Source organism: Pseudomonas sp. DSP3-2-3 (assembly GCF_049898225.1).
Lineage (GTDB): Bacteria > Pseudomonadota > Gammaproteobacteria > Pseudomonadales > Pseudomonadaceae > Aquipseudomonas.
In genome coordinates this window covers 119556-142105 of sequence record NZ_JAFCXH010000014.1, presented here as the reverse complement: position 1 = coordinate 142105, position 22550 = coordinate 119556, and the positions used below count along the sequence as shown (strand labels likewise).

Annotated in this window: 21 protein-coding genes; 7 read left to right on the top strand and 14 right to left on the bottom strand. The window is 56.2% G+C overall.

Translation table 11 applies throughout. The annotated features are described in order from the left end of the window. Positions 1 to 20 precede the first annotated feature (20 nt). From ACP7E4_RS17670 to mnmG, 9 genes are all read right to left on the bottom strand, one after another. Positions 21 to 557, bottom strand: a complete 537-nt coding sequence (locus ACP7E4_RS17670) for a F0F1 ATP synthase subunit delta (RefSeq protein ID WP_341521927.1) — start codon at positions 555 to 557, stop codon at positions 21 to 23. A 12-nt stretch (positions 558 to 569) separates the two neighbouring features. Continuing rightward, positions 570 to 1040: a F0F1 ATP synthase subunit B gene (locus ACP7E4_RS17665; RefSeq protein ID WP_020292043.1), complete on the bottom strand. Its 471-nt coding sequence runs from the start codon at positions 1038 to 1040 to the stop codon at positions 570 to 572. Between the two features lie 57 nt (positions 1041 to 1097). After that, the gene (gene atpE / locus ACP7E4_RS17660) at positions 1098 to 1355 is read right to left on the bottom strand and encodes a F0F1 ATP synthase subunit C (RefSeq protein WP_002555987.1); all 258 of its coding nucleotides are present in this window, start codon (positions 1353 to 1355) and stop codon (positions 1098 to 1100) included. Between the two features lie 149 nt (positions 1356 to 1504). Further along, on the bottom strand, positions 1505 to 2374 hold the full coding sequence (gene atpB / locus ACP7E4_RS17655; protein ID WP_426116555.1) for a F0F1 ATP synthase subunit A: 870 nt from the start codon (positions 2372 to 2374) through the stop codon (positions 1505 to 1507). A gap of 16 nt (positions 2375 to 2390) precedes the next feature. Beyond that, positions 2391 to 2798, bottom strand: a complete 408-nt coding sequence (locus tag ACP7E4_RS17650) for a F0F1 ATP synthase subunit I (RefSeq protein WP_020292041.1) — start codon at positions 2796 to 2798, stop codon at positions 2391 to 2393. Positions 2799 to 2944: 146 nt separating this feature from the next. Next, positions 2945 to 3817 carry a ParB/RepB/Spo0J family partition protein gene (locus tag ACP7E4_RS17645; RefSeq protein ID WP_020292040.1) on the bottom strand — a complete coding sequence of 291 codons (873 nt, stop codon included), beginning with the start codon at positions 3815 to 3817 and terminating at the stop codon, positions 2945 to 2947. A 9-nt stretch (positions 3818 to 3826) separates the two neighbouring features. After that, positions 3827 to 4618, bottom strand: a complete 792-nt coding sequence (locus ACP7E4_RS17640; protein WP_020292039.1) for a ParA family protein — start codon at positions 4616 to 4618, stop codon at positions 3827 to 3829. 18 nt (positions 4619 to 4636) lie between these two features. Continuing rightward, entirely contained in the window at positions 4637 to 5281 is a 645-nt protein-coding gene (rsmG, locus tag ACP7E4_RS17635) for a 16S rRNA (guanine(527)-N(7))-methyltransferase RsmG (protein WP_426116558.1), read from the bottom strand. Then, positions 5278 to 7170: a tRNA uridine-5-carboxymethylaminomethyl(34) synthesis enzyme MnmG gene (mnmG, locus tag ACP7E4_RS17630; protein WP_426116560.1), complete on the bottom strand. Its 1893-nt coding sequence runs from the start codon at positions 7168 to 7170 to the stop codon at positions 5278 to 5280. The genes rsmG and mnmG overlap by 4 nt, the downstream gene beginning before the upstream one ends. A 556-nt stretch (positions 7171 to 7726) precedes the next feature. On the opposite strand from mnmG, the gene ACP7E4_RS17625 reads away from it, so the two are divergent. From ACP7E4_RS17625 to ACP7E4_RS17615, 3 genes are all read left to right on the top strand, one after another. Then, positions 7727 to 8236 (top strand): sigma-70 family RNA polymerase sigma factor, encoded by a 510-nt coding sequence (locus ACP7E4_RS17625; protein ID WP_426116562.1) that lies wholly within the window; start codon positions 7727 to 7729, stop codon positions 8234 to 8236. Next, positions 8233 to 9180: a FecR domain-containing protein gene (locus tag ACP7E4_RS17620; RefSeq protein ID WP_426116756.1), complete on the top strand. Its 948-nt coding sequence runs from the start codon at positions 8233 to 8235 to the stop codon at positions 9178 to 9180. The genes ACP7E4_RS17625 and ACP7E4_RS17620 overlap by 4 nt, the downstream gene beginning before the upstream one ends. 177 nt (positions 9181 to 9357) lie before the next feature. Beyond that, the gene (locus ACP7E4_RS17615; RefSeq protein WP_426116758.1) at positions 9358 to 11733 is read left to right on the top strand and encodes a TonB-dependent siderophore receptor; all 2376 of its coding nucleotides are present in this window, start codon (positions 9358 to 9360) and stop codon (positions 11731 to 11733) included. Positions 11734 to 11785: 52 nt separating this feature from the next. Here ACP7E4_RS17615 and mnmE read toward each other — a convergent pair whose 3' ends face one another. From mnmE to rpmH, 5 genes are all read right to left on the bottom strand, one after another. After that, positions 11786 to 13156, bottom strand: a complete 1371-nt coding sequence (gene mnmE / locus ACP7E4_RS17610) for a tRNA uridine-5-carboxymethylaminomethyl(34) synthesis GTPase MnmE (RefSeq protein WP_426116564.1) — start codon at positions 13154 to 13156, stop codon at positions 11786 to 11788. A 79-nt stretch (positions 13157 to 13235) separates the two neighbouring features. Next, positions 13236 to 14918, bottom strand: coding sequence for a membrane protein insertase YidC (gene yidC, locus ACP7E4_RS17605; RefSeq protein WP_331151298.1), 1683 nt, complete (start codon positions 14916 to 14918; stop codon positions 13236 to 13238). 2 nt (positions 14919 to 14920) lie between these two features. Beyond that, the gene (gene yidD / locus ACP7E4_RS17600; RefSeq protein ID WP_020292031.1) at positions 14921 to 15166 is read right to left on the bottom strand and encodes a membrane protein insertion efficiency factor YidD; all 246 of its coding nucleotides are present in this window, start codon (positions 15164 to 15166) and stop codon (positions 14921 to 14923) included. After that, positions 15159 to 15560, bottom strand: a complete 402-nt coding sequence (gene rnpA / locus ACP7E4_RS17595) for a ribonuclease P protein component (protein ID WP_426116760.1) — start codon at positions 15558 to 15560, stop codon at positions 15159 to 15161. Before rnpA ends, yidD begins: the two co-directional genes overlap by 8 nt. 16 nt (positions 15561 to 15576) lie before the next feature. Continuing rightward, a complete protein-coding gene (gene rpmH, locus ACP7E4_RS17590) occupies positions 15577 to 15711 on the bottom strand; it encodes a 50S ribosomal protein L34 (RefSeq protein WP_003213577.1) in 135 nt (44 codons plus the stop codon). Positions 15712 to 16299: 588 nt separating this feature from the next. Between rpmH and dnaA the strand changes: the two genes are divergently transcribed. Genes dnaA through gyrB form a run of 4 tightly spaced genes read left to right on the top strand, consistent with a single transcriptional unit; the run spans position 16300 to position 22510 of the window. Beyond that, a complete protein-coding gene (gene dnaA / locus ACP7E4_RS17585; protein WP_426116567.1) occupies positions 16300 to 17808 on the top strand; it encodes a chromosomal replication initiator protein DnaA in 1509 nt (502 codons plus the stop codon). Positions 17809 to 17846: 38 nt separating this feature from the next. Then, positions 17847 to 18950, top strand: coding sequence for a DNA polymerase III subunit beta (gene dnaN, locus ACP7E4_RS17580; protein ID WP_065832768.1), 1104 nt, complete (start codon positions 17847 to 17849; stop codon positions 18948 to 18950). Positions 18951 to 18984: 34 nt separating this feature from the next. Continuing rightward, complete coding sequence (gene recF, locus ACP7E4_RS17575; RefSeq protein WP_426116569.1) at positions 18985 to 20088, top strand: DNA replication/repair protein RecF; 1104 nt, start codon at positions 18985 to 18987, stop codon at positions 20086 to 20088. Positions 20089 to 20092: 4 nt separating this feature from the next. Continuing rightward, positions 20093 to 22510: a DNA topoisomerase (ATP-hydrolyzing) subunit B gene (gene gyrB / locus ACP7E4_RS17570; RefSeq protein WP_426116571.1), complete on the top strand. Its 2418-nt coding sequence runs from the start codon at positions 20093 to 20095 to the stop codon at positions 22508 to 22510. The last annotated feature ends 40 nt before the right edge of the window (positions 22511 to 22550 follow it).

Here is a 22550-nt window from a genome sequence, read left to right as displayed (position 1 = left end):
GCTCTGCTGCCCCTTCAAACTCAAGATTTCAATGCTTCGGCTAGTTGCGCGAGTTTGCCGCGAACTGAGCCATCGATAACCAGGTCGCCGGCGCGGATTACGACACCACCGATAAGGGTGGCATCCTCCGCAGCGTGCAGGCGCACTTCCCGGCCGAGCCGTGCACTGAGAACCTTGGCGAGTTTGTCTTGCTGTTCTTGGTTCAATGCAAAAGCACTGGTGACATCGACATCGACTGATTTTTCCTGCTCGGCCTTGTACAGGTCGAACAGTTCGGCAATCTCCGGCAAAAGCGGGAGACGGTCGTTTTCAGCAACGATGTGGATGAAATTCTGTGCCTTGGCATCGAACTTGTCGCCACACACTTCAATAAAAGTGGTGGCCTTGTTTGCGCTCGTCAGTCGCGGGGCCTTGAGTACGCGCTGCATGGTGTCGTCTTCCGACACCGCTGCAGCCAGGCCGAGCATGGCTGACCAATTGGCCAGTTGCTGGTGAGCCTGGGCGTACTCGAAGGCTGCCTTAGCGTAAGGTCGGGCCAACGTGGTCAGTTCTGCCATGATCGCCCTCGCTTAAATTTCAGCAGCCAGTTTATTAACCAGCTCCGCGTGCGCGTTTTGATCGATTGTGGCACCCAGGATCTTCTCTGCGCCGTTGACTGCCAGGCTACCCAATTGGGCGCGCAGCGCATCTTTGACACTGTTCAGTTCCTGCTCGATCTCGGCCTGAGCCTGAGCCTTCACACGTTCAGCTTCAACGCGAGCCTGTTCCCGGGCTTCGTCGACAATCTGAGTACCGCGTTTCTTGGCTTGCTCAATGATTTCAGCTGCCTGAGCTTTTGCATCGCGCAGTTGATGACCCGCTTTCTCTTGGGCCAACTCCAGGTCGCGAGCTGCTCGGCTGGCAGCGTCCAGTCCATCCGCGATCTTCTTCTGACGTTCGTGCAAAGCCGTAATGACCGGAGGCCAAACGTACTTCATGCAGAACAGCACAAAAATGAAGAACGCAACGGACTGGCCAATCAGGGTTGCATTAATGTTCACGCCAACACCTCGCTCGTTCGTTGTCCATCACACCAATCACCTCGAATATTCGAGAGATTAGCCAGCGAGTTGACCAACGAAGGGGTTCGCAAAGGTGAAGAACAGAGCGATACCAACACCGATCATGGTCACGGCGTCGAGCAGACCGGCAACGATGAACATTTTGACCTGCAGCATTGGAACCATTTCTGGTTGGCGAGCAGCGCCTTCCAGGAACTTGCCGCCCAGCAGGCCGAAACCGATTGCAGTACCCAGTGCGCCCAGGCCGATCAACAGTGCAACAGCGATAGCAGTTAGACCAACTACAGTTTCCATCTTTCCTCCCGACTTTTACGTCGTATTGGTTAGGTTTTTTAGATTAAAGCGGTAAAACAAATCGTTTCCAGCATCAGCCCTTGCGGTTACCCGCTTGCGGCTATCCTCTCGCCGAAACGAGAGGTACATCCAGACGCGCCAGGCGAGTCTTAATGGTTGTCTTCGTGCGCCATCGACAGGTAAACGATGGTCAGCATCATGAAGATGAACGCCTGCAAGGTGATGATCAGGATGTGGAATACAGCCCACGCCCATTGCAGAACCACGCCCAGGCCGCTGAGCCAGAGCAGGCCGCTGCCGAACATGACGGCGATCAGGATGAACACCAGCTCGCCAGCGTACATGTTGCCGAACAGACGCAGTGCCAACGAAATAGGTTTGGCAATCAGAGTCACGAATTCAAGCAGGAAGTTCACCGGAATCAACAGCGCCTGAACAAAGATGTTCTTGCTGCCGAACGGGTGAAGTGTCAATTCACCGATGAAACCACCGATGCCCTTGACCTTGATACTGTAGATGATGATCAACGCAAACACCGACAGGGCCATGCCCAGGGTCGCGTTAGGGTCAGTCGTCGATACCGCACGGAACGGAATGTGATGATCCCCGGTGATCATGATCGCCAGCTGAGGAATCCAGTCGACCGGGATAAGGTCGACGGCGTTCATCAGGAAAACCCAGACGAAAATGGTCAGCGCCAGCGGTGCAATCACCGGGCTACGACCGTGGAAGCTGTCCTTCACGCTGCCGTCGACGAATTCGACAAGCACTTCAACGAAGTTCTGCAGTGCGCCTGGTTGACCTGAAGTCGCCTTTTTTGCCGCCATGCGGAAAATCAGGACGAAGATCAGACCCAGTGCGACCGACCAGCCGAGAGTATCGACGTGGAAAGCCCAAAAACCCATTTCCTTCGCCGCGGCCGCATCGTGGGCGAAGCCCCAAGTGCCGTCCGGCAAATGACCAAAGGTCAGGTTCTGCAAGTGGTGCTGGATATAGCCCGAAGCTGTTTGCTCTGCCATGGTTGCCTCAAACGCCCTAAGGTCTCGAAAGTCTTGTTCTCATAAGCACCGGTGCGAACCAGCTGACCAGTTGGGTCAGCATGAAGACGCCGAATACAGCCAGCGGCGCCAATGGCTTCACACCTGCGAACGTCAGTGCAAACAGCACTGCCGTCAAAATCAGTTTGCCCGCCTCGCCGGCATAAAAAGACCGGACAATGGCTTGCGCTGCTCTAGCCCCGGTGAACCGGAAAGCCTTATGAGCGAAATACAAATTGGGGAGCCAAGCTATCAGGCCTCCGCACAGCCCTGAATATCCAGCTACGACCCCGTGCCACTGCCACAGCGCCAAGGCTGCCAGCAGCAGGACAATAAATTGAGCCAGCAGTACCGGAAAAACCGCCAGGCGATGGAACGGCAAGCGGTTTGGCATGCGTGATTCCATCACAACTGCTCCTGGTGCGTCGGCCGCCAAAATCAATAACTTGGCATAAAATGTGCCGACAAAATGCGCGCAGAGTATAGGGGCGCTTAAGCCCCTATTCAACCGTAAGGTAGTGATTTCCGACTACACGCTACACAGCAATTGTTTCAGCGGATGTGTGCGAGCACGCCCTGAAGCTCATCCAGCGAGTTATATCGGATGACCAATTGACCTTTTCCCTTCTGCCCGTGGCGAATTTGCACCGCGGAGCCCAGCCGTTCGGCCAATCGCTGTTCCAGGCGACTGATGTCCGGATCGGTTTTTACCGGTTCCGCAGCGGCCGGTTTTCCGCTCAGCCACTGGCGAACCAGGGCTTCTGTCTGACGCACAGTCAGGCCACGTGCGACAACGTGTCGCGCCCCTTCGACCTGCCTGTCTTCCGGCAAACCGAGCAAAGCGCGGGCATGACCCATTTCCAGGTCGCCATGGGACAGCATGGTCTTGATAACTTCCGGCAGCGCAATCAGACGCAACAGGTTGGCCACGCTGACGCGGGATTTACCCACCGCGTCGGCGACTTGCTGCTGGGTCAGCTGGAACTCCTGCTGCAAACGCTGCAGGGCGACCGCTTCCTCGATGGGATTGAGGTCCTCGCGCTGAATATTCTCGATCAGCGCCATGGCGATGGCCGTTTCATCCGGCACATCGCGCACCATCGCGGGAATGGTCTCCATCCCGGCCTGCTGGCTGGCACGCCAGCGGCGCTCGCCGGCAATGATTTCAAAACGGTTGTCGGCAAGCGGACGCACTACGATGGGCTGCATCACGCCTTGCGCCTTGATCGACTGGGCCAGCTCTTCGAGGGCTTGCGGGTCCATGTCACGGCGCGGTTGATATTTGCCCCGCTGGATCAGGTCCAGGGGTACGTGCTGCAATTCGCGCTGATCGGCCTTGACGGCCTGTTCTTCCAGCGAACTGACGGTTGGACTGCTCAGAAGTGCGTCCAGCCCACGTCCGAGACCTCGTTTCTTGACGGCCATGGGATTCCCTTAAGTTGGCTGAGCTGTGCGCGTAGTGCGCCGTTGACGACGAACCATTTCCCCGGCCAGAGCCAGGTAGGCCAGCGCACCGCGCGATGACTTGTCATACGCCAGCGCCGGCATGCCGAAACTCGGTGCCTCGGCCAGACGGATGTTGCGCGGAATCACCGTGTCGTACAGCTGTTCGCCAAAGTGTTCCTTGAGCTGGGCAGAAACATCGTTGATCAGGCTCAGGCGAGGGTCATACATGGTTCGCAACAGGCCTTCGATTTTCAGCTGCGGGTTGAGCAGTTCGCCAATGCGCTTGATGTTATCCACAAGGTCACTGAGCCCTTCGAGGGCAAAGTATTCGCATTGCATCGGGATAATCACCCCGTCGGCTGCAACCAGAGCGTTCAACGTCAGCATCGACAGCGACGGCGGACAATCGATGAGGATGTAGTCGTAATTCTCGCGGATCGGCGCCAGCGCATTGCGCAGACGACTTTCCTTCATCTGCATTTCCAGCAGATTGACTTCCGCAGCCGTGAGGTCGCGGTTGGCCGGCAGCAGCTGATAACCGCCATGCTCGGAAAACTGCATGGCCTGCACCAGATCACATTCGCCGATCAGTACGTCGTAAATGGAGTTTTCCAGCCCGTGCTTATCCACACCACTACCCATCGTAGCGTTGCCTTGCGGGTCGAGATCGATCAACAGGACGCGGCGCTTGGTCGCGACCAGTGACGCTGCGAGGTTGATGCAGGTGGTGGTTTTGCCCACACCACCCTTTTGGTTCGCTATCGCGAATACCTTAGCCATTCTTGCTTGTGTTCCCAGTCATGCCGTGCGGCGCAGTATCAGCAGATGGCGTTGGCCTTGGCAACCGGGGACGGTCAAGGCTTGTGCGCTATCGAGGTAAAAATCTGCCGGTAATGCTACCAGCTCATCGGCAGGATGCAGCCCTTTCATCGCCAGCCATCGCGTATCGGTGTCCCCCATGTGACGGGTCCACCCGGTAAAGTCCTCGAGACTGCTGAACGCCCGGGAAACAATCCCGGTAAACGGTACTGCGGGCTGATAAGACTCTGCACGGCTGTGGATAACTTCCAGATTGTCGAGCTTGAGCTCAAGTTTAACCTGGGTCAGAAATCGTGTTTTCTTGCCATTGCTGTCCAGTACGGTGACTTTCATCTCCGGAAACAGGATAGCCAATGGAATGCCTGGCATGCCGCCGCCACTGCCGACATCGAGCCAACGCGGGCCATCGATGAAGGGGACGACGCTCAGACTGTCGAGCAAATGCCGCGAAACCATCTCATCGGGATTACGCACTGCAGTGAGATTGTAGGCCTTGTTCCACTTGATCAGCAGCGCCAGGTAAGCCAGCAGCTGGGTGTGCTGGCTTTCGCTGAGCTTTACACCCAGTTGTTGGGCGCCACGGGACAACTCTTCGGCGTGTTGCGGGGTGACCATAGAACTCAAGCGCTTTGCTCCAACTGACGGCCCGCGCCGCGTTTTTTCAAATGAATCATCAACAGGGAAATCGCCGCCGGGGTAACGCCGGGAATGCGTGAAGCCTGTCCGAGGGTTTCCGGCCGGGTTATCCCCAGCTTGCCCTGAATTTCTTTCGACAGCCCGGAAATGCCGGTGTAGTCGATATCTTCAGGAAGCTTAGTGTCTTCACTGGCCCGCAACCGGGCAATCTCATCCTGCTGACGGTCGATGTAACCGGCGTACTTGGCCTTGATCTCGACCTGTTCGGCCACTTGCGGATCCACGCAGCCATCACCAGTGATCGACACCAGGCTGGCGTAATCGATTTCCGGACGAGTCAACAGGTTGAGCAGATTGTATTCGTGAGTCAGCGGCGTGCCGAAATGACTGGCAATCGCTTCGCCCTGTTCGGTGCCGGGACGAACCCAGGTACTTTTCAGGCGTTGTTCTTCGCGCTCGATGCTTTCGCGCTTGGTGCAGAACGCGGCCCAGCGCTGGTCATCGACCAGACCCAGCTCACGGCCTTTTTCGGTCAGACGCAGGTCGGCGTTGTCTTCACGCAGGATCAAACGGTATTCCGCCCGGGACGTAAACATCCGGTACGGTTCCTGGGTTCCCAGGGTAATCAGGTCGTCAACCAGCACTCCGATGTACGCCTCGTCACGTCGCGGGCACCAGCTCTCCTTGCCCTGGGCGCGCAGCGCGGCGTTGGCTCCAGCCAGCAAACCCTGGGCTCCGGCTTCTTCGTAACCGGTGGTGCCGTTGATCTGCCCAGCGAAGAACAGACCGCCGATGACCTTGGTTTCCAGGCTGTATTTCAAGTCACGAGGGTCGAAATAGTCGTATTCGATGGCATAGCCGGGACGCACGATATGGGCGTTTTCCATGCCGCGAATCGAGCGCACCACTTGCAGCTGAACGTCGAACGGCAGAGAGGTGGAAATGCCGTTTGGATACAGCTCGTGCGTGTTCAGCCCTTCCGGTTCGATGAAGACCTGATGGCTTTCCTTGTCGGCAAAGCGGTGGATCTTGTCTTCGATCGATGGGCAATAGCGCGGGCCAACACCTTCGATGATCCCCGAATACATCGGTGAACGATCAAGGTTGGCCGCGATGATTTCGTGGGTACGGGCGTTGGTATGGGTGATCCAGCAACTGACCTGGGCTGGATGCTGTTCCCTGGACCCCATGAACGACATGACCGGGATCGGCGTATCACCCGGTTGCTCGGTCATCACCGAGAAATCTACCGAACGACCGTCAATGCGCGGCGGCGTACCGGTTTTCAGGCGACCCACGCGCAGCGGTAATTCACGTAAGCGTTGTGCCAGGGCAATCGACGGCGGATCTCCGGCGCGACCCCCCGAATAATTCTGCATCCCGATGTGGATAAGTCCGCCGAGGAAGGTGCCGGTGGTCAGGACAACCGAGTCGGCCATGATGCGCAGGCCCATTTGGGTCACGACACCACGAACTTGATCCTGCTCGACGATCAGGTCGTCACAGGCTTGTTGAAATATCCACAGGTTCGGCTGGTTTTCAATGGCTTCACGGATCGCGGCCTTGTACAGGACGCGGTCTGCTTGAGCACGGGTGGCCCGTACTGCCGGGCCTTTGCGGCTGTTCAAAACGCGGAACTGAATACCGCCTTTGTCCGTGGCCATCGCCATGGCGCCGCCAAGGGCGTCGATTTCCTTGACCAGATGGCTTTTACCGATGCCACCGATCGCCGGGTTGCAGCTCATCTGACCCAGCGTTTCCACGTTATGGGTCAACAGAAGGGTTTTTGCACCCATACGTGCCGACGCCAGTGCGGCCTCGGTACCGGCATGACCGCCACCGATGACGATCACTTCAAAACGGGAAGGGAAATCCACCACGCACCTCGTGCCTGTTGTAGATGGGAATTTGGGATAGCTGACAAGTATAGGGACTTCACCCCCCTGAAAGGAACCCGTTGAACAAAATTTAACCAGCTGTGGAAAACTCTCAGATATAGAAATTAAAAGAGAGAAGATTTATAGAATCTTTGTTTTTATGTTTATTTATACTGAGCACCTTTTCTGTGGATAGAACTCTACAAGCCATATATATCAATGTGTACAGAGATTAAAAAGTCTGTGGTCATGTGCCAATGGAGGGTTGGGATAAGTGCCTTGAGCCTGTGGATTAAAACGGTACTTGTCCACAGGCAGGTTTTTCCTCAGCTTTAACCCCCGCTTATCAACCGAGCTAAAGGTGCGTTATGCACAGGGCTTAATCGCGAAATTCTTCGAAATTGGGAAAAAAAAATAGTATCGACGAGCTCGTGGTTAGCGGGACTTTCATTAAGGGCCGTCAATAAATTCTGAAAAGCGCGCGTATCGGCGCTCTTGTGAGTTCCAGAAACAAAAGCTAATAATAGGCATTATCATTAACTCTCTCTCCTTGCCTATGTCCTCTCAATCCCACACGACCGCAGTCCAGCGCATTTATGAGCAGCATCACTCGTGGTTGCATGGCTGGCTCAAGGGCAGGCTGTCCAATGCGTGCGATGCGGCCGATCTGGCTCACGATACGTTCGTGCGGATTCTCGGCTCGGCCAATGCCGCGCAGATCCGTGAGCCCCGGGATTACTTGGCGACCGTGGCAAGAGGCCTGGTGATTGACCGGTATCGACGGCGGGCCATTGAGCAGGCTTATCTGCAATCCCTGGCTGCTCGCCCTGAACTCACGGTCATTAGTGAAGAGGACAAGGCACTGATCATCGAAACGTTGGTGGCTGTGGATAAAACCCTGGCGAGTCTAGGCCCGCGGGTTCATCGCATCTTCATGCTGTCGCAGATCGATGGCCTGACTTATCAACAGATCGCCGAGCAACTGCAGGTCTCCCTGACCACTGTTAAGAAGCACATGATTCGCGCGTTCACGGAATGCTCAATGCTCTTGGCGGGGTTGGCATGATCAATGTGCCGGATCGCAAGGTTTTCCAGGCGGCGGCCAGTTGGTACGTGCAGTTTCAGGTTGAGCAGCCGACGCCCGCCGAGCAACGCGCCTGGCAGGAATGGCTGGCTAGCGACCCGGCCCATCAGGCAGCGTGGAATCAGATGGAGCAATTGCAACGCGGGCTTGGTGCGTTACCGGCTGATCTGACGCGGCGCACGTTGTCCGAGCCGCGCCAGCGTCGCGACATTCTCAAATTGATGCTGGTTATCGCCGGCGCCGGCTACGTGGGCTGGAACATCAAGCAGCACACCAGCCTGGGCAATGTCTGGGCGGATTACCGGACGCCTGTCGGTCAGCGGCAACATATTGAACTGGCGGATGGCAGTCAGATCGAGCTGAACACCGATACCGCTATCGACGTGGTGTTTGACGCTCAGCAGCGCCTGATCCGCCTTCGCGCAGGCGAAATTCTGATCCAGACCGGCAAACGTGGCGACACCCGGCCGTTTTTCGTCGAAACCCATCAAGGCCGGGTTCAGGCGTTAGGTACGCGTTTCTCGGTTAGGCAACTGAAAACCACGACTCGGGTCGGCGTCCTGGAAGATCAGGTCAGCCTTCTGCCCAAGGAACCCACCGGCAATCCGCTTCTGCTCAAGGCAGGGGAAAGCGCAGAGTTTGACGAGCATCGCGCTACTCCGGGGCGCACATACACGCCTGCCGAAGTGGCCTGGGTTGACGGGCAACTGGTGGTGCTCAACGCCCGGCTCGGGGATCTGATTGATGAGCTGAGCCGCTATCGTCCGGGCGTCATGCACTGTGATGAGCACGCTGCTCGATTGCGGGTTTCGGGAGCCTTCCGTCTTGATGCCATCGATGCGGTGCTGGCCAACTTGCAGGCGACACTGCCGATTCGCATCAGCCATTTCACGCGTTATTGGGTTTCGGTCAAGAGCACGGTCTGATCGAATCCCGCCTGAAAATAAATCTATCCACAGGGTTATCTTTTTTTTGCATGGCACGGCCCTACAGGTAAACGCGAATTTCAATCCTTCAGGGCCTTCAAGACCATGCGCTTTCCACCGCTTCCGCTTCCTGCTCGCCAGCGTCTTTTCCGACAATGCTTCAGCTACAGCCTGTTGATGGCCAGCGGCGTCGGATTCGCTTTGACAGCAAACAGCGCTATTGCTGCCAGCGTTACGCAAAATTTCAATATCAGTGCCGGGCCGCTGGACAGCGCGTTGAGTCAGTTTGCCTCGGCGGCCAATGTGATTTTGTCGTTTTCTCCGGAGCAGACCGCCAATCGCCGCAGCGCCGGGCTGCAAGGAAGCTATTCGGTCGAGCAGGGTTTCGCCGTGTTGCTGCAGGGTTCGCGGCTGCAAGTTGCAGCGCAGGCGCCGGGAAGTTACATCCTGCAGCCGGTTCCGGAGAACGGTTCAGTGGTGCTCGGCCCCACCAACGTCAACAGTTTCCAGACCGATGATGCCAGTCAGGGCCGCACGCTGGATGTTGGTTACAAGGCTGAAAAGAGTCGCGTCGGCACCAAGACCGACACGCCGTTGTCGGAGACGCCGCGCTCGGTGTCCGTGGTGACCGGCCAACGCATGAAAGATCAGAAGACCCAAACCCTCACTGAAGCCCTCGGTTACGTGCCGGGCATTTTCGCGCCACCCTTCGCGGCTGGGGATAACCTGGCGGGCGATCTTTTTTTCATTCGCGGTTTTAACGCTACCGACTATGGCTACGGCCTGCTGCGTGACGGCTTGCGTGTACAGGGCAATCGTTATGACACCACTACCGAGCCTTACGGGCTGGAGCGGGTCGAAGTGTTTCGCGGCCCCTCTTCAATTCTGTATGGGGAAAACGCGCCCGGTGGGCTGGTCAATGTGGTGAGTAAACGCCCGACCGCCATTCCCCAGGGCGAAGTGCAGCTCAGTTATGGTTCGAACAACCGCCGTCAGCTGGGTGTGGATATCTCCGGCCCGTTGGACGATAGCGGCAATATTCTGGGTCGCGTGGTCATGATGGGGCGCAACGCCGATACGCAAACCGATCACGTGCCAGACGACCGTATCTACATCGCGCCTTCCTTGACCCTGAATTTCGACGATTACAACACCCTGACCTTGCTGACCAACTATCAGAAAGATCACACCAACATGGAGCTTGGACTGCCTGCCGCTGGCACTTTGCTGCGCAATCCCAATGGCAAGCTGGACAAGGACACCATGCTCGGCGTGCCGGACTGGAACACCTTCGAGCGTGAAACCTGGAGTGCCGGTTACGAGTTCAGCCACAGCTTCAACGACGATTGGCAGTTCCGGCAGAATTCGCGCTATTTGCAGTCGCGGATTACCCGCCACGAGACCTGGCCAGGCAATCTGAATAACGCTGGCTTCGGCACCTTGTTGAACGTCACCGCTTACGACCGGTACAACAAGTCGATGGTCTATTCGCTGGATAACCAGCTCGAAGGCAAATTCAACGCGGGCGGGCTGGAAAACACCGTGCTGTTCGGCGCCAGTTTTGACCGCACTTCGTTCAGTCAGGACTGGGATGCGGGTTCGGCGGGACGCATTGATATTTTCAACCCGATTTATCCACAGGACCCGGTGACCTCTATCGCCGTGCAGAACACCTTGCTCGAACAGAAAATGCAGGGTTTGTATGCGCAGATCCAGAGCAAGTACGACAACTGGATCTTCCTGTTGGGCGGGCGTCAGGACTGGGTCGAGAGTGATTTCCGCAACAAGCTGGCACCTGCCGGCGGTATCCACTCCAACGATCAGAAATTCACCTATCAAGGCGGGGTGATGTACCAGTTCGACAACGGCCTGACGCCGTATGTCAGCTATTCCACCGCATTCGTCCCGGTGCAGCAGATTTCCAACGGCGGTTCGCCGCTGGACCCGATTACCAGCGAACAATATGAAGCAGGTTTGAAATACGAACCGGCGGGCTGGAATACCACCATGACCGCATCGGTCTTCGACCTGCGCAAAAAGGACGACACCTATTTCGATTCGACCAGCGCCAGTTACCGGCAAGTGGGCAAAAGCCGCTCCAAGGGCGTGGAACTGGAGGTCAACAGCGACATCAATCGCAACCTGAATCTGACCGCTTCCTACACCTATACCGATGCGCGGGTGATCAAGGACACTGCGGGCTCGTTGATCGAAGGCCATCAAATCACCGGCGTGCCGCGTAATCAGGCGTCGGCCTGGGCGAAATACCGCTTTCTTGACGGTTATCTCAACGGATTACACGTTGGTGGCGGCATTCGCTACTTCGACAGCACCTTTGCCTACACGGCGAGTTCGCTGTACGGCAAGCTCGATTCGGGTGACGTGACGCTGGTGGACGCGGCAATCGGTTATCAGATCGACAAGAACTGGTCGGTGGATCTGAACGCCAAGAACCTGTTCGACAAGGAATATGTATCGGGCTGTAACGATGCCGGTCGCTGCTATTGGGGCGACAGCCGAACCTTGCTGGGTTCGGTGAGCTACAACTGGTAGACCTGTGGATAAGTTATTGGCGGCCAGGGTTCGACGGCCTGGCCGCAAATAACTATTTGCCGATGCAAAAGCTGGAAAATATTCGACCCAACAGGTCGTCCGAGCTGAATGCACCGGTAATTTCCGCCAGGGATTGCTGTGCCTGACGCAGATCTTCGGCCAATAACTCGCCGGCACCCGCCAGCGTCAGCTGCGCCCTGCCGTGTTCAAGCGAGCCACTGGCATGACGTAGCGCCTCCAAATGGCGTCGACGTGCGCTGAAGCTGCTCTCAGAGGTCTGCTCGTAGCCCATGCAGGCCTTGAGATGTTCGCGCAGCAACTCCAGGCCTTGCCCTTCCGCCTTGGCGCTGAGACTGATGGTCACGTGGCCATCGGCGCTGGTTTGCATCTCGATCAGATCGCCGCTCAAATCCGCCTTGTTGCGAATCAGGGTGACTTTGGCCGGATCAGGCCGCTGTTCGAGAAACTCGGGCCATAATGCAAAAGGATCCACAGCTTCCGGGGCGGTGGAATCGACCACCAACAGAATCCGATCGGCCTCACCGATAGCCTTGAGCGCGCGTTCCACGCCGATTTTCTCCACCTGATCTTCGGTATCGCGCAAACCGGCCGTGTCTACGACGTGCAGCGGCATGCCATCGATGTGGATATGTTCGCGCAGGATATCCCGAGTGGTGCCGGCAATCTCGGTGACGATGGCCGCTTCCTTACCTGCCAGCGCGTTCAGAAGGCTTGATTTACCCGCATTCGGTCGACCGGCGATGACCACGGTCATCCCGTCACGTAATAGCGCGCCCTGCCCGGCTTCGCGCTGCACTGTGGATAACTCATCACGCACTGCATCCAGCATATTCAGCACATGGCCATCGGCGAGGAAGTCGATTTCTTCCTCGGGAAAGTCGATTGCCGCTTCGACATAGATACGCAGGCTGATCAATTTCTCGGTCAAGTTATCCACACGCCGGGAAAATGCGCCCTGCAACGAACGCAAAGCATTGCGCGCGGCCTGGGCCGAACTGGCTTCGATCAGGTCAGCAATGGCCTCGGCCTGGGCAAGGTCCAGTTTGTCGTTGAGAAATGCTCGCTCACTGAATTCACCTGGCCGAGCCAGGCGACTGCCCAGTTGCAGGCATCTTTGCAGCAGCATATCCAGGACTACGGGCCCGCCATGGCCCTGCAATTCAAGAACATCTTCGCCCGTAAATGAATTTGGCCCCGGAAAATACAGGGTGATGCCTTCGTCAATGACCTGCCCGGACTCGTCGGCAAACGGCCCGTAATGCGCAAAACGCGGTTTAGGTTCGCGGCCGGTAATGGCGACCGCCGCCTTGCTCGCCAAGGGGCCGGATATACGCACAATGCCGACTCCGCCACGGCCCTGGGCAGTGGCGATGGCAGCAATGGTTTCACGTGGGACATTCATGGTCCGGCTCCTGGAGCAAATGACAGATAGCAAAACGCCCCACTAGGGGGCGCCTTGCACAACTTATTCACAGGTTAGATCAGGCTTCGGCTTTCTTGGCAGCCGCTTCGATCTTACGAGTGATGTACGCCTGCTGCGTAATGGACAAGGTGTTGTTCACAACCCAGTACAGAACCAGACCAGCCGGGAACCACAGGAAGAAGAACGTGAAGATGATTGGCATCAGCTTCATGACCTTGGCCTGCATCGGATCCGGAGGTGTTGGGTTCAAACGCTGCTGGATGAACATCGTGGCGCCCATGATGATCGGCAGGATGAAGAACGGATCCTTGATCGACAGGTCGGTAATCCACAACAGCCACGGGGCCTGGCGCATTTCAACGCTTTCAAGCAGAACCCAGTACAGCGACAGGAACACCGGCATTTGTACAAGAATAGGCAAGCATCCACCCAGCGGGTTGATCTTTTCCTTCTTGTACAACTCCATCATGGCCTGCGACATTTTCTGCCGGTCATCACCATGTTGTTCTTTCAGAATGGCGAGTTTCGGTGCAACTGCACGCATGCGAGCCATGGACTTGTAGCTGGCAGCCGACAGAGGGAAGAAAAGCCCTTTGATCAGCATGGTCAGGAAGATAATCGACCAGCCCCAGTTACCCACAATGGCGTGGATGTGTTGCAGCAACCAGAAGATCGGTTGAGCGATGAACCACAGAATGCCGTAGTCGACCGTCAATTCCAGGCCTGGGGATAACTCTTTGAGCACCGCCTGGCTTTTCGGGCCGGCATACAACGTAGCGGTCGCTTCACCTTTGGCGCCTGGCGCAACGGTCAACGCCGGGCCAGTGAAACCAATGATGTAGTTGCCTTGGCTATCCTTACGAGTGGTAACAGCGTTGCTGTTGTTCTTGTCGGGAATCCAGGCCGTTACGAAGTAGTGCTGCAGCCATGCAACCCAACCACCTTGTACGGTTTCCTTGATCGAACCCTTGTCGATGTCTTTCATCGACACCTTTTTGTAGGGTTCCGAAGGTGTCCACAGAGCGGCACCCAGGTAAGTCGCGGTACCGGTAGCAGTGGTCGACGATGGATCGGAACTGGCGTCACGCTTGAGTTGCGCGAACATGTTACCGGACCATGGCTGAGCGCTCTGGTTATCGATCACATAGCTGACAACCAGGTCATACAGGCCGCGCTTGAAGGTAAAGCGCTTGATGTAGTTGACGCCGTTATCAGTGAATTTCAGATCAACGACCAATTGGTCCTGACCATCAACCAGTTGATAAGACTTCTGTGCTGTCGAGTAAACAGGACGACCAGCAGGTCGAGCGTCCGGGCCGTTTACGCCGGTCAGACCACTTTGCGCCAGGAAGATACGCTCGCCGCCGTTATCGAACAGCTGGAACGGAACGTCTGGATGATCTTGACGACGTGGATAAAGCGGCAGTCGCAGCTGAACGACATCGCCACCAACCGGGTCGATTTCGAGATTGAGCACATCCGTTTTGACCTGGATGAGATCTTTGCTGGTTGCAACCGGGGTTTCGATTGGAGCAGTCGCATCGCCGCTGGCGCTAGGAACATCGGCACTTGCAGAAGCATTCGTACCTGCAGCCGTATCCGGTATAGCCGGTGCGGTGGTGCTGGCAGCAACATTCTGAGTCGGCAGGGCGGCCTGGCCGTAGTCTTGGTTCCATTTCAGAACCCCGACGTAGGTCACGATTGCCAGGGCGACGATCAGGATCGTGCGTTTAATATCCATGATTACTCGGCCATCGAAGAAGAACGGGAGGTGGGGACAGGTGGAACCGGGTCATAGCCACCGGCATTCCACGGATGACAGCGACCTAATCGACGAAAGGTCAGCCAGCCACCGCGTAGAAGGCCATGATTTTCAATGGCTTCATACGCGTAGCAGGAGCAACTGGGGTAGAAGCGACAGTGACTGGCCATCAGCGGGCTGATGGCATAGCGGTAGAACTGGATCGGAACGAGCGCCAGTTTACGCATCGGTACTGTCTACCCCTACAGTTTCGGTGTTTGCAGCAGGAGCCGGCTGACTACGCGCCAGACGCTTCCAGAGCTTGCCGAAATGCTGAATCAATTCGGGGTTTTCTATTTCACCCAACCCTTTGCGCGCGACAATCACGATATCCCAACCGACCAAATTATCTTGGTGTTGACGAAATGATTCGCGCATCAGGCGTTTCAAGCGGTTGCGCTCAACGGAGAGTTTGACGCTCTTTTTACCGATAACCAGCCCCAGACGGGGATGATCAAGGTCGTTATTGCGCGCAAGGAGCAGGAGATTTTTCCCCGGAACCTTGCCGGTAGGGGAGTCAAAGACTGCCTTGAAATGCCGGGGAGTAAGCAAACGCTTTTCCCGACTGAAGTCCTGACTCACCTCCAGTGCCGGATTATCAAACTGCCAGACGCGCACGACCTTTGGCGCGGCGACGCGACAGGACGGCACGGCCGTTCTTGGTAGCCATGCGAGCACGGAAACCGTGAGTACGAGCGCGTTTGATAGTGCTTGGTTGGAAAGTACGTTTCATTGTCGTGTTACCTGGTTCGTCCACAACGGGCCGGAATGGCCCCCGTTTTAAGAGACCGGGGATTCTAGAGAAACCGCGCGTCTAGGTCAATTTCCAACCAACGTTTCCTTCATTTACTTCTTCAGGGCGTTTTTTGCCGATCCCTCAGATTGATTCGAAATGGATGACGGCGCTAGATATAGAAATAAAGAAGGAAAGTATTTAAAGCTTCTTTATAAAGCTTATTAAAGCTAGGGAGGCATCTGTCTGTGGATAACTGCCCTCAGCCCAGTAAAAACGTAGCGTACAGAGAATGACAACACTGTCGAGAAACGGTGCTCTGCCTGTGCTGCGCTGTCGGAAAAGCTGTGCATGGAATGCCTGGTTATCCACAGGCTGGTTATCCACAGACTTTCGACCCGACTTATGCAATGAGCTGAGACACGGTTATCCACAGAGCTTATCCACGTGCCGTCCGTCGCGTAATTTCCCCATGAAAGCCCGATTTCAAGCGTTCTGTAAGCAAGCTACATGTGGATAAGTCTCGCTCTGATCGTTACAATGGCCGCTTGTTTTTTGCCTCACCGGCTTTCGACTTAGGGGATATCCGTGTCAGTGGAACTTTGGCAGCAGTGCGTGGAGCTTTTGCGCGACGAGCTGCCTGCCCAGCAATTCAACACCTGGATCCGTCCGCTACAGGTCGAAGCCGAAGGCGACGAGTTGCGCGTCTATGCGCCGAACCGCTTTGTTCTCGATTGGGTCAATGAAAAATACCTGAGTCGCTTGCTTGAGCTGCTGGGTGAACACGGCCAGGGTCTGGCACCTGCGCTTTCTTTATTAATAGGCAGCAAGCGCAGCTCTGCTCCCCGCGCCGCACCCAACGCGCCGCTGGCCGCCGCTGCTTCTCAAGCAATGGCTTCAAACCAGGTCGCTGCTTCCGCGCCGGCTCACGTTGCGACGCCGGCACCTGTGCATTCGATGCCGGTCCATGACGAGCCGTCGCGGGCCAGTTTTGATCCGATGGCTGGGGCCAGTTCCCAGCAAGCTCCGGCGCGTGCCGAGCAACGCACGGTCCAGGTAGAAGGTGCGCTCAAGCACACCAGTTACCTGAACCGAACCTTCACCTTTGAAAACTTCGTCGAAGGTAAGTCCAACCAGCTGGCGCGTGCTGCTGCCTGGCAAGTCGCGGACAATCCCAAGCACGGCTACAACCCGCTGTTTCTTTACGGTGGTGTGGGCTTGGGTAAAACCCACTTGATGCACGCTGTGGGTAACCACCTGTTAAAGAAGAATCCGAATGCCAAGGTTGTGTACCTGCATTCGGAGCGCTTCGTGGCCGACATGGTCAAGGCGCTGCAACTGAATGCCATCAACGAGTTCAAGCGCTTCTATCGTTCGGTAGACGCACTGCTGATCGATGACATTCAATTCTTCGCCCGCAAGGAGCGTTCCCAGGAGGAATTCTTCCATACTTTCAATGCGTTACTGGAAGGTGGACAGCAAGTCATCCTGACCAGTGACCGCTATCCGAAAGAGATCGAAGGCCTGGAAGAACGTCTGAAGTCGCGTTTCGGCTGGGGCCTCACCGTTGCAGTCGAGCCCCCTGAGCTTGAAACCCGGGTCGCGATTTTGATGAAGAAAGCGGATCAGGCGAAAGTGGATCTGCCACACGACGCCGCGTTCTTCATTGCCCAGCGCATCCGCTCCAACGTCCGCGAACTCGAAGGTGCGCTCAAGCGTGTCATTGCCCACTCGCACTTCATGGGCCGCGATATCACCATCGAGCTGATTCGCGAATCGCTGAAAGACTTGCTGGCTCTGCAAGACAAGCTGGTGAGTGTGGATAACATTCAGCGCACCGTCGCGGAGTACTACAAGATCAAGATATCCGACCTGTTGTCCAAGCGTCGTTCGCGATCTGTGGCTCGCCCGCGCCAGGTGGCGATGGCGTTGTCCAAGGAACTGACCAACCACAGCTTGCCCGAGATTGGCGATGTGTTTGGCGGCCGTGATCATACGACGGTCTTGCACGCGTGCCGCAAGATCAACGAGCTTAAGGAATCCGACGCGGACATTCGCGAGGACTACAAGAACCTGCTGCGTACTCTGACTACCTGATGACACCAGCGCAGCTTATTAAGGCAAGGGACTAGACCATGCATTTCACCATTCAACGCGAAGCCCTGTTGAAACCCCTGCAATTGGTCGCCGGCGTGGTTGAACGCCGCCAGACCTTGCCGGTGCTCTCCAATGTGCTGCTGGTTGTTCAAGGCCAACAGCTCTCGCTGACCGGTACCGACCTTGAGGTCGAGCTCGTCGGCCGTGTGCAGCTGGAAGAACCTGCTGAGCCGGGCGAGATTACCGTTCCAGCCCGCAAACTGATGGACATCTGCAAAAGCCTGCCCAATGACGCTCTGATTGACATCAAGCTTGATGATGCCAAGTTGGTCGTCAAGGCTGGCCGCAGTCGCTTCACCTTGTCGACGTTGCCAGCCAACGATTTCCCAACCGTGGAAGAAGGTCCGGGCTCCCTGACGTTCAACCTGGTGCAGAGCAAGTTGCGCCGCCTCATCGAACGCACCAGTTTTGCCATGGCTCAACAGGATGTGCGCTACTACCTCAACGGTATGTTGCTGGAAGTCAGTGCCGGAATTCTGCGCGCTGTTGCCACCGACGGTCACCGGCTGGCGATGTGCTCGATGACAGCCGACATCGAACAGGCAGATCGTCACCAGGTCATCGTACCGCGCAAAGGTATTCTGGAGCTGGCGCGTCTGCTGACTGAGCAAGACGGTATCGTCAGCATCGTGCTGGGTCAGCATCATATCCGTGCCACCACCGGTGAGTTCACCTTCACCTCAAAACTGGTTGACGGCAAATTCCCCGATTACGAGCGCGTTCTGCCAAAAGGCGGCGACAAACTGGTATTGGGCGATCGTCAGGCGCTGCGTGAAGCGTTCAGCCGTACGGCGATTCTTTCCAACGAGAAATATCGCGGTATCCGTCTGCAGTTGGCCGCTGGTCAGTTGAAGATTCAGGCGAATAACCCGGAGCAGGAAGAAGCAGAAGAAGAGATCAGCGTTGACTACAACGGTGGTTCTTTGGAAATCGGCTTCAATGTCAGCTACTTGCTGGATGTTTTGGGTGTGATGACCACTGAACAGGTTCGACTGATTCTGTCTGATTCCAACAGCAGCGCCCTGGTGCAAGAATCGGACAACGACGATTCCGCCTATGTCGTTATGCCGATGCGCCTGTAACGTAACCAGCATGCTCATGTTCAGCGGAACCTAGATGTCTCTCAGCCGCGTCTCGGTCACCGGGGTGCGCAATCTGCACCCGGTGACCTTCTCCCCATCCCCGCGTATCAACATCCTCCACGGTGAAAATGGCAGTGGCAAAACCAGCGTGCTGGAAGCCATCCATTTGCTTGGTCTTGCCCGGTCCTTTCGCAGTGCTCGCTTGCTTCCCGTCATCCAGTACGAACAACCGTCGTGCACGGTTTTCGGCCAGGTCGAACTTGCCGAAGGCGGACATAGCAGTTTGGGTGTGTCACGGGATCGCCAAGGCGACTTTCAAATTCGGATTGATGGGCAGAACGCACGTAGCGCCGCACAACTTGCCGAGACATTGCCGCTGCAACTGATCAATCCGGACAGTTTCCGCCTGCTCGAAGGTGCGCCAAAGATCCGCAGGCAGTTTCTCGACTGGGGAGTGTTCCACGTGGAACCTCGATTCATGTCGACGTGGCAGCGCCTGCAGAAGGCCTTGCGGCAGCGAAACTCATGGCTGCGGCATGGTACACTTGACGTCGCTTCGCAAGCGGCATGGGATCGAGAGTTATGCCTGGCCAGCGATGAAATAGATGAGTTTCGCCGAGCATACATCAAGGCTTTGAAGCCGGTCTTTGAACAAACCTTGAGCGAGCTGGTTGAGCTCGAAGGTTTGACCCTGAGCTACTACCGAGGATGGGATAAAGAAAAAGAGCTGAGCACGGTGCTCGCTTCTTCTCTCCATCGGGATCAGCAGATGGGCCATACACAGGCCGGACCACAACGCGCTGATTTGCGTCTTAGATTAGGCGCACATAACGCCGCGGATATTTTGTCCCGGGGTCAGCAAAAGTTGGTGGTCTGTGCGTTGCGTATTGCCCAAGGACATCTCGTTAGCCAGGCTCGACGCGGCCAATGTATTTACTTGGTGGATGACTTGCCGTCGGAACTCGATGAGCGTCACCGACAGGCACTTTGCCGTTTGCTGGAAGAATTACGCTGCCAGGTGTTTATCACCTGTGTAGACCACGAATTATTGAGGGACGGCTGGCAGACGGAAACGCCAGTCGCTTTGTTCCACGTGGAACAAGGCCGTATCACCCAGACCCACGACCATCGGGAGTGATTGCATGAGCGAAAACCACACGTACGACTCCTCCAGCATCAAAGTGCTGAAAGGGCTAGATGCCGTACGCAAGCGTCCCGGTATGTACATCGGTGACACTGACGATGGCAGCGGTCTACACCACATGGTGTTCGAGGTGGTTGATAACTCGATCGACGAAGCTTTGGCTGGCCACTGCGACGACATCAGCATCATCATCCACCCAGACGAATCGATTACCGTCCGTGACAACGGTCGCGGCATTCCGGTAGACGTGCATAAAGAAGAAGGCGTATCGGCAGCAGAGGTCATCATGACCGTGCTTCACGCTGGCGGAAAGTTCGACGACAACTCCTACAAAGTATCCGGCGGCCTGCACGGAGTAGGTGTTTCGGTTGTTAACGCCCTTTCCGAATTGTTGCTGCTGACTGTTCGTCGCAGCGGCAAGATCTGGGAACAGACCTACATCCATGGTGTTCCACAAGAACCTATGCGCATCGTTGGCGAGAGCGATTCCACCGGTACTGAGATTCACTTCAAGCCATCGGCTGACACCTTCAAGAATATCCATTTCAGCTGGGACATCCTGGCCAAGCGCATTCGTGAACTGTCTTTCCTGAACTCCGGTGTCGGCATCGTCCTCAAAGACGAACGCAGCGGCAAGGAAGAACTGTTCAAATACGAAGGCGGTTTGCGTGCGTTCGTTGAATACCTGAACACCAACAAGACTCCGGTCAACCAAGTGTTCCACTTCAACATTCAGCGCGAAGATGGCATTGGCGTTGAGATCGCGTTGCAGTGGAACGACAGCTTCAACGAGAACCTGTTGTGCTTCACCAACAACATTCCTCAGCGTGACGGCGGTACTCACCTCGTGGGTTTCCGTTCTGCACTGACGCGTAACCTGAACACATACATCGAGCAGGAAGGTCTGGCCAAGAAGCATAAGGTCGCGACCACCGGTGATGATGCACGTGAAGGTTTGACGGCAATTATTTCGGTGAAAGTGCCGGACCCTAAATTCAGTTCGCAGACCAAAGACAAGCTGGTTTCTTCGGAAGTGAAAACCGCAGTCGAACAGGAGATGGGTAAACACTTCTCCGACTTCCTGCTGGAAAACCCGAACGAAGCCAAAGCCGTTGTGGGCAAGATGATCGACGCCGCGCGTGCTCGTGAAGCTGCGCGCAAGGCTCGTGAGATGACTCGCCGTAAAGGCGCGTTGGACATCGCAGGCTTGCCGGGCAAACTCGCTGACTGCCAAGAGAAAGACCCGGCCCTCTCCGAGCTGTATCTGGTGGAAGGGGACTCTGCTGGCGGATCAGCCAAGCAGGGGCGTAATCGTAAAACCCAGGCGATTTTGCCACTCAAAGGCAAGATCCTTAACGTCGAGAAAGCCCGTTTTGACAAGATGATCTCTTCGCAAGAAGTGGGCACCTTGATCACCGCGCTCGGCTGCGGCATTGGTCGCGACGAATACAACATTGCCAAGCTGCGCTACCACAACATCATCATCATGACCGATGCTGACGTCGACGGTTCGCACATCCGCACCTTGCTGCTGACCTTCTTCTTCCGTCAGTTGCCGGAGCTGATTGAGCGTGGCTACATCTACATCGCTCAACCGCCGCTGTACAAGGTCAAGAAAGGCAAGCAAGAGCAGTACATCAAAGACGATGAGGCCATGGAAGAGTACATGACCCAATCGGCTCTTGAAGATGCCAGCCTGCACTTGAACGAATCGGCGCCGGGTATTTCCGGTCCGCAACTGGAGCGTCTGGTTAACGATTTCCGCATGGTCATGAAGACCCTCAAGCGCCTGTCGCGTTTGTATCCTCAGGAACTGACCGAGCATTTCGTTTACCTGCCGCCGGTAACCCTGGAACAGCTTTCCGATCACGAAGGCATGCAAGCCTGGCTTGCGCTGCTCGACGCGCGTCTGCGGGTTGGTGAGAAGTCCGGCCTGGTTTACAAAGCCAGCCTGCGTGAAGATCGCGAGCGTAACGTCTGGTTGCCAGAGGTCGAACTGATCTCCCACGGGCTGTCCAACTACGTGACCTTCAACCGCGACTTCTTCGGCAGCAACGATTACAAGACTGTGACTGCTTTGGGTCTGCAGATCAGTACGTTGCTGGAAGAAGGGGCCTACGTGCAGCGTGGCGAACGCAAGAAGCCGGTCACTGAGTTCAAGGAAGCCCTTGCCTGGTTGATGGCCGAAAGCACCAAGCGTCACACCATCCAGCGCTACAAAGGTCTGGGCGAAATGAACCCGGATCAGCTGTGGGAAACCACGATGGATCCGTCTGTACGCCGCATGCTCAAGGTCACCATCGAAGACGCAATCGGTGCCGACCAGATCTTCAACACCCTGATGGGTGATGCGGTCGAGCCTCGTCGTGACTTCATCGAAAGCAATGCCCTGGCGGTGTCTAACCTCGATTTCTAAGAGGTTGCACCACTAAACAAATCAGGCCAACGTTGATCCA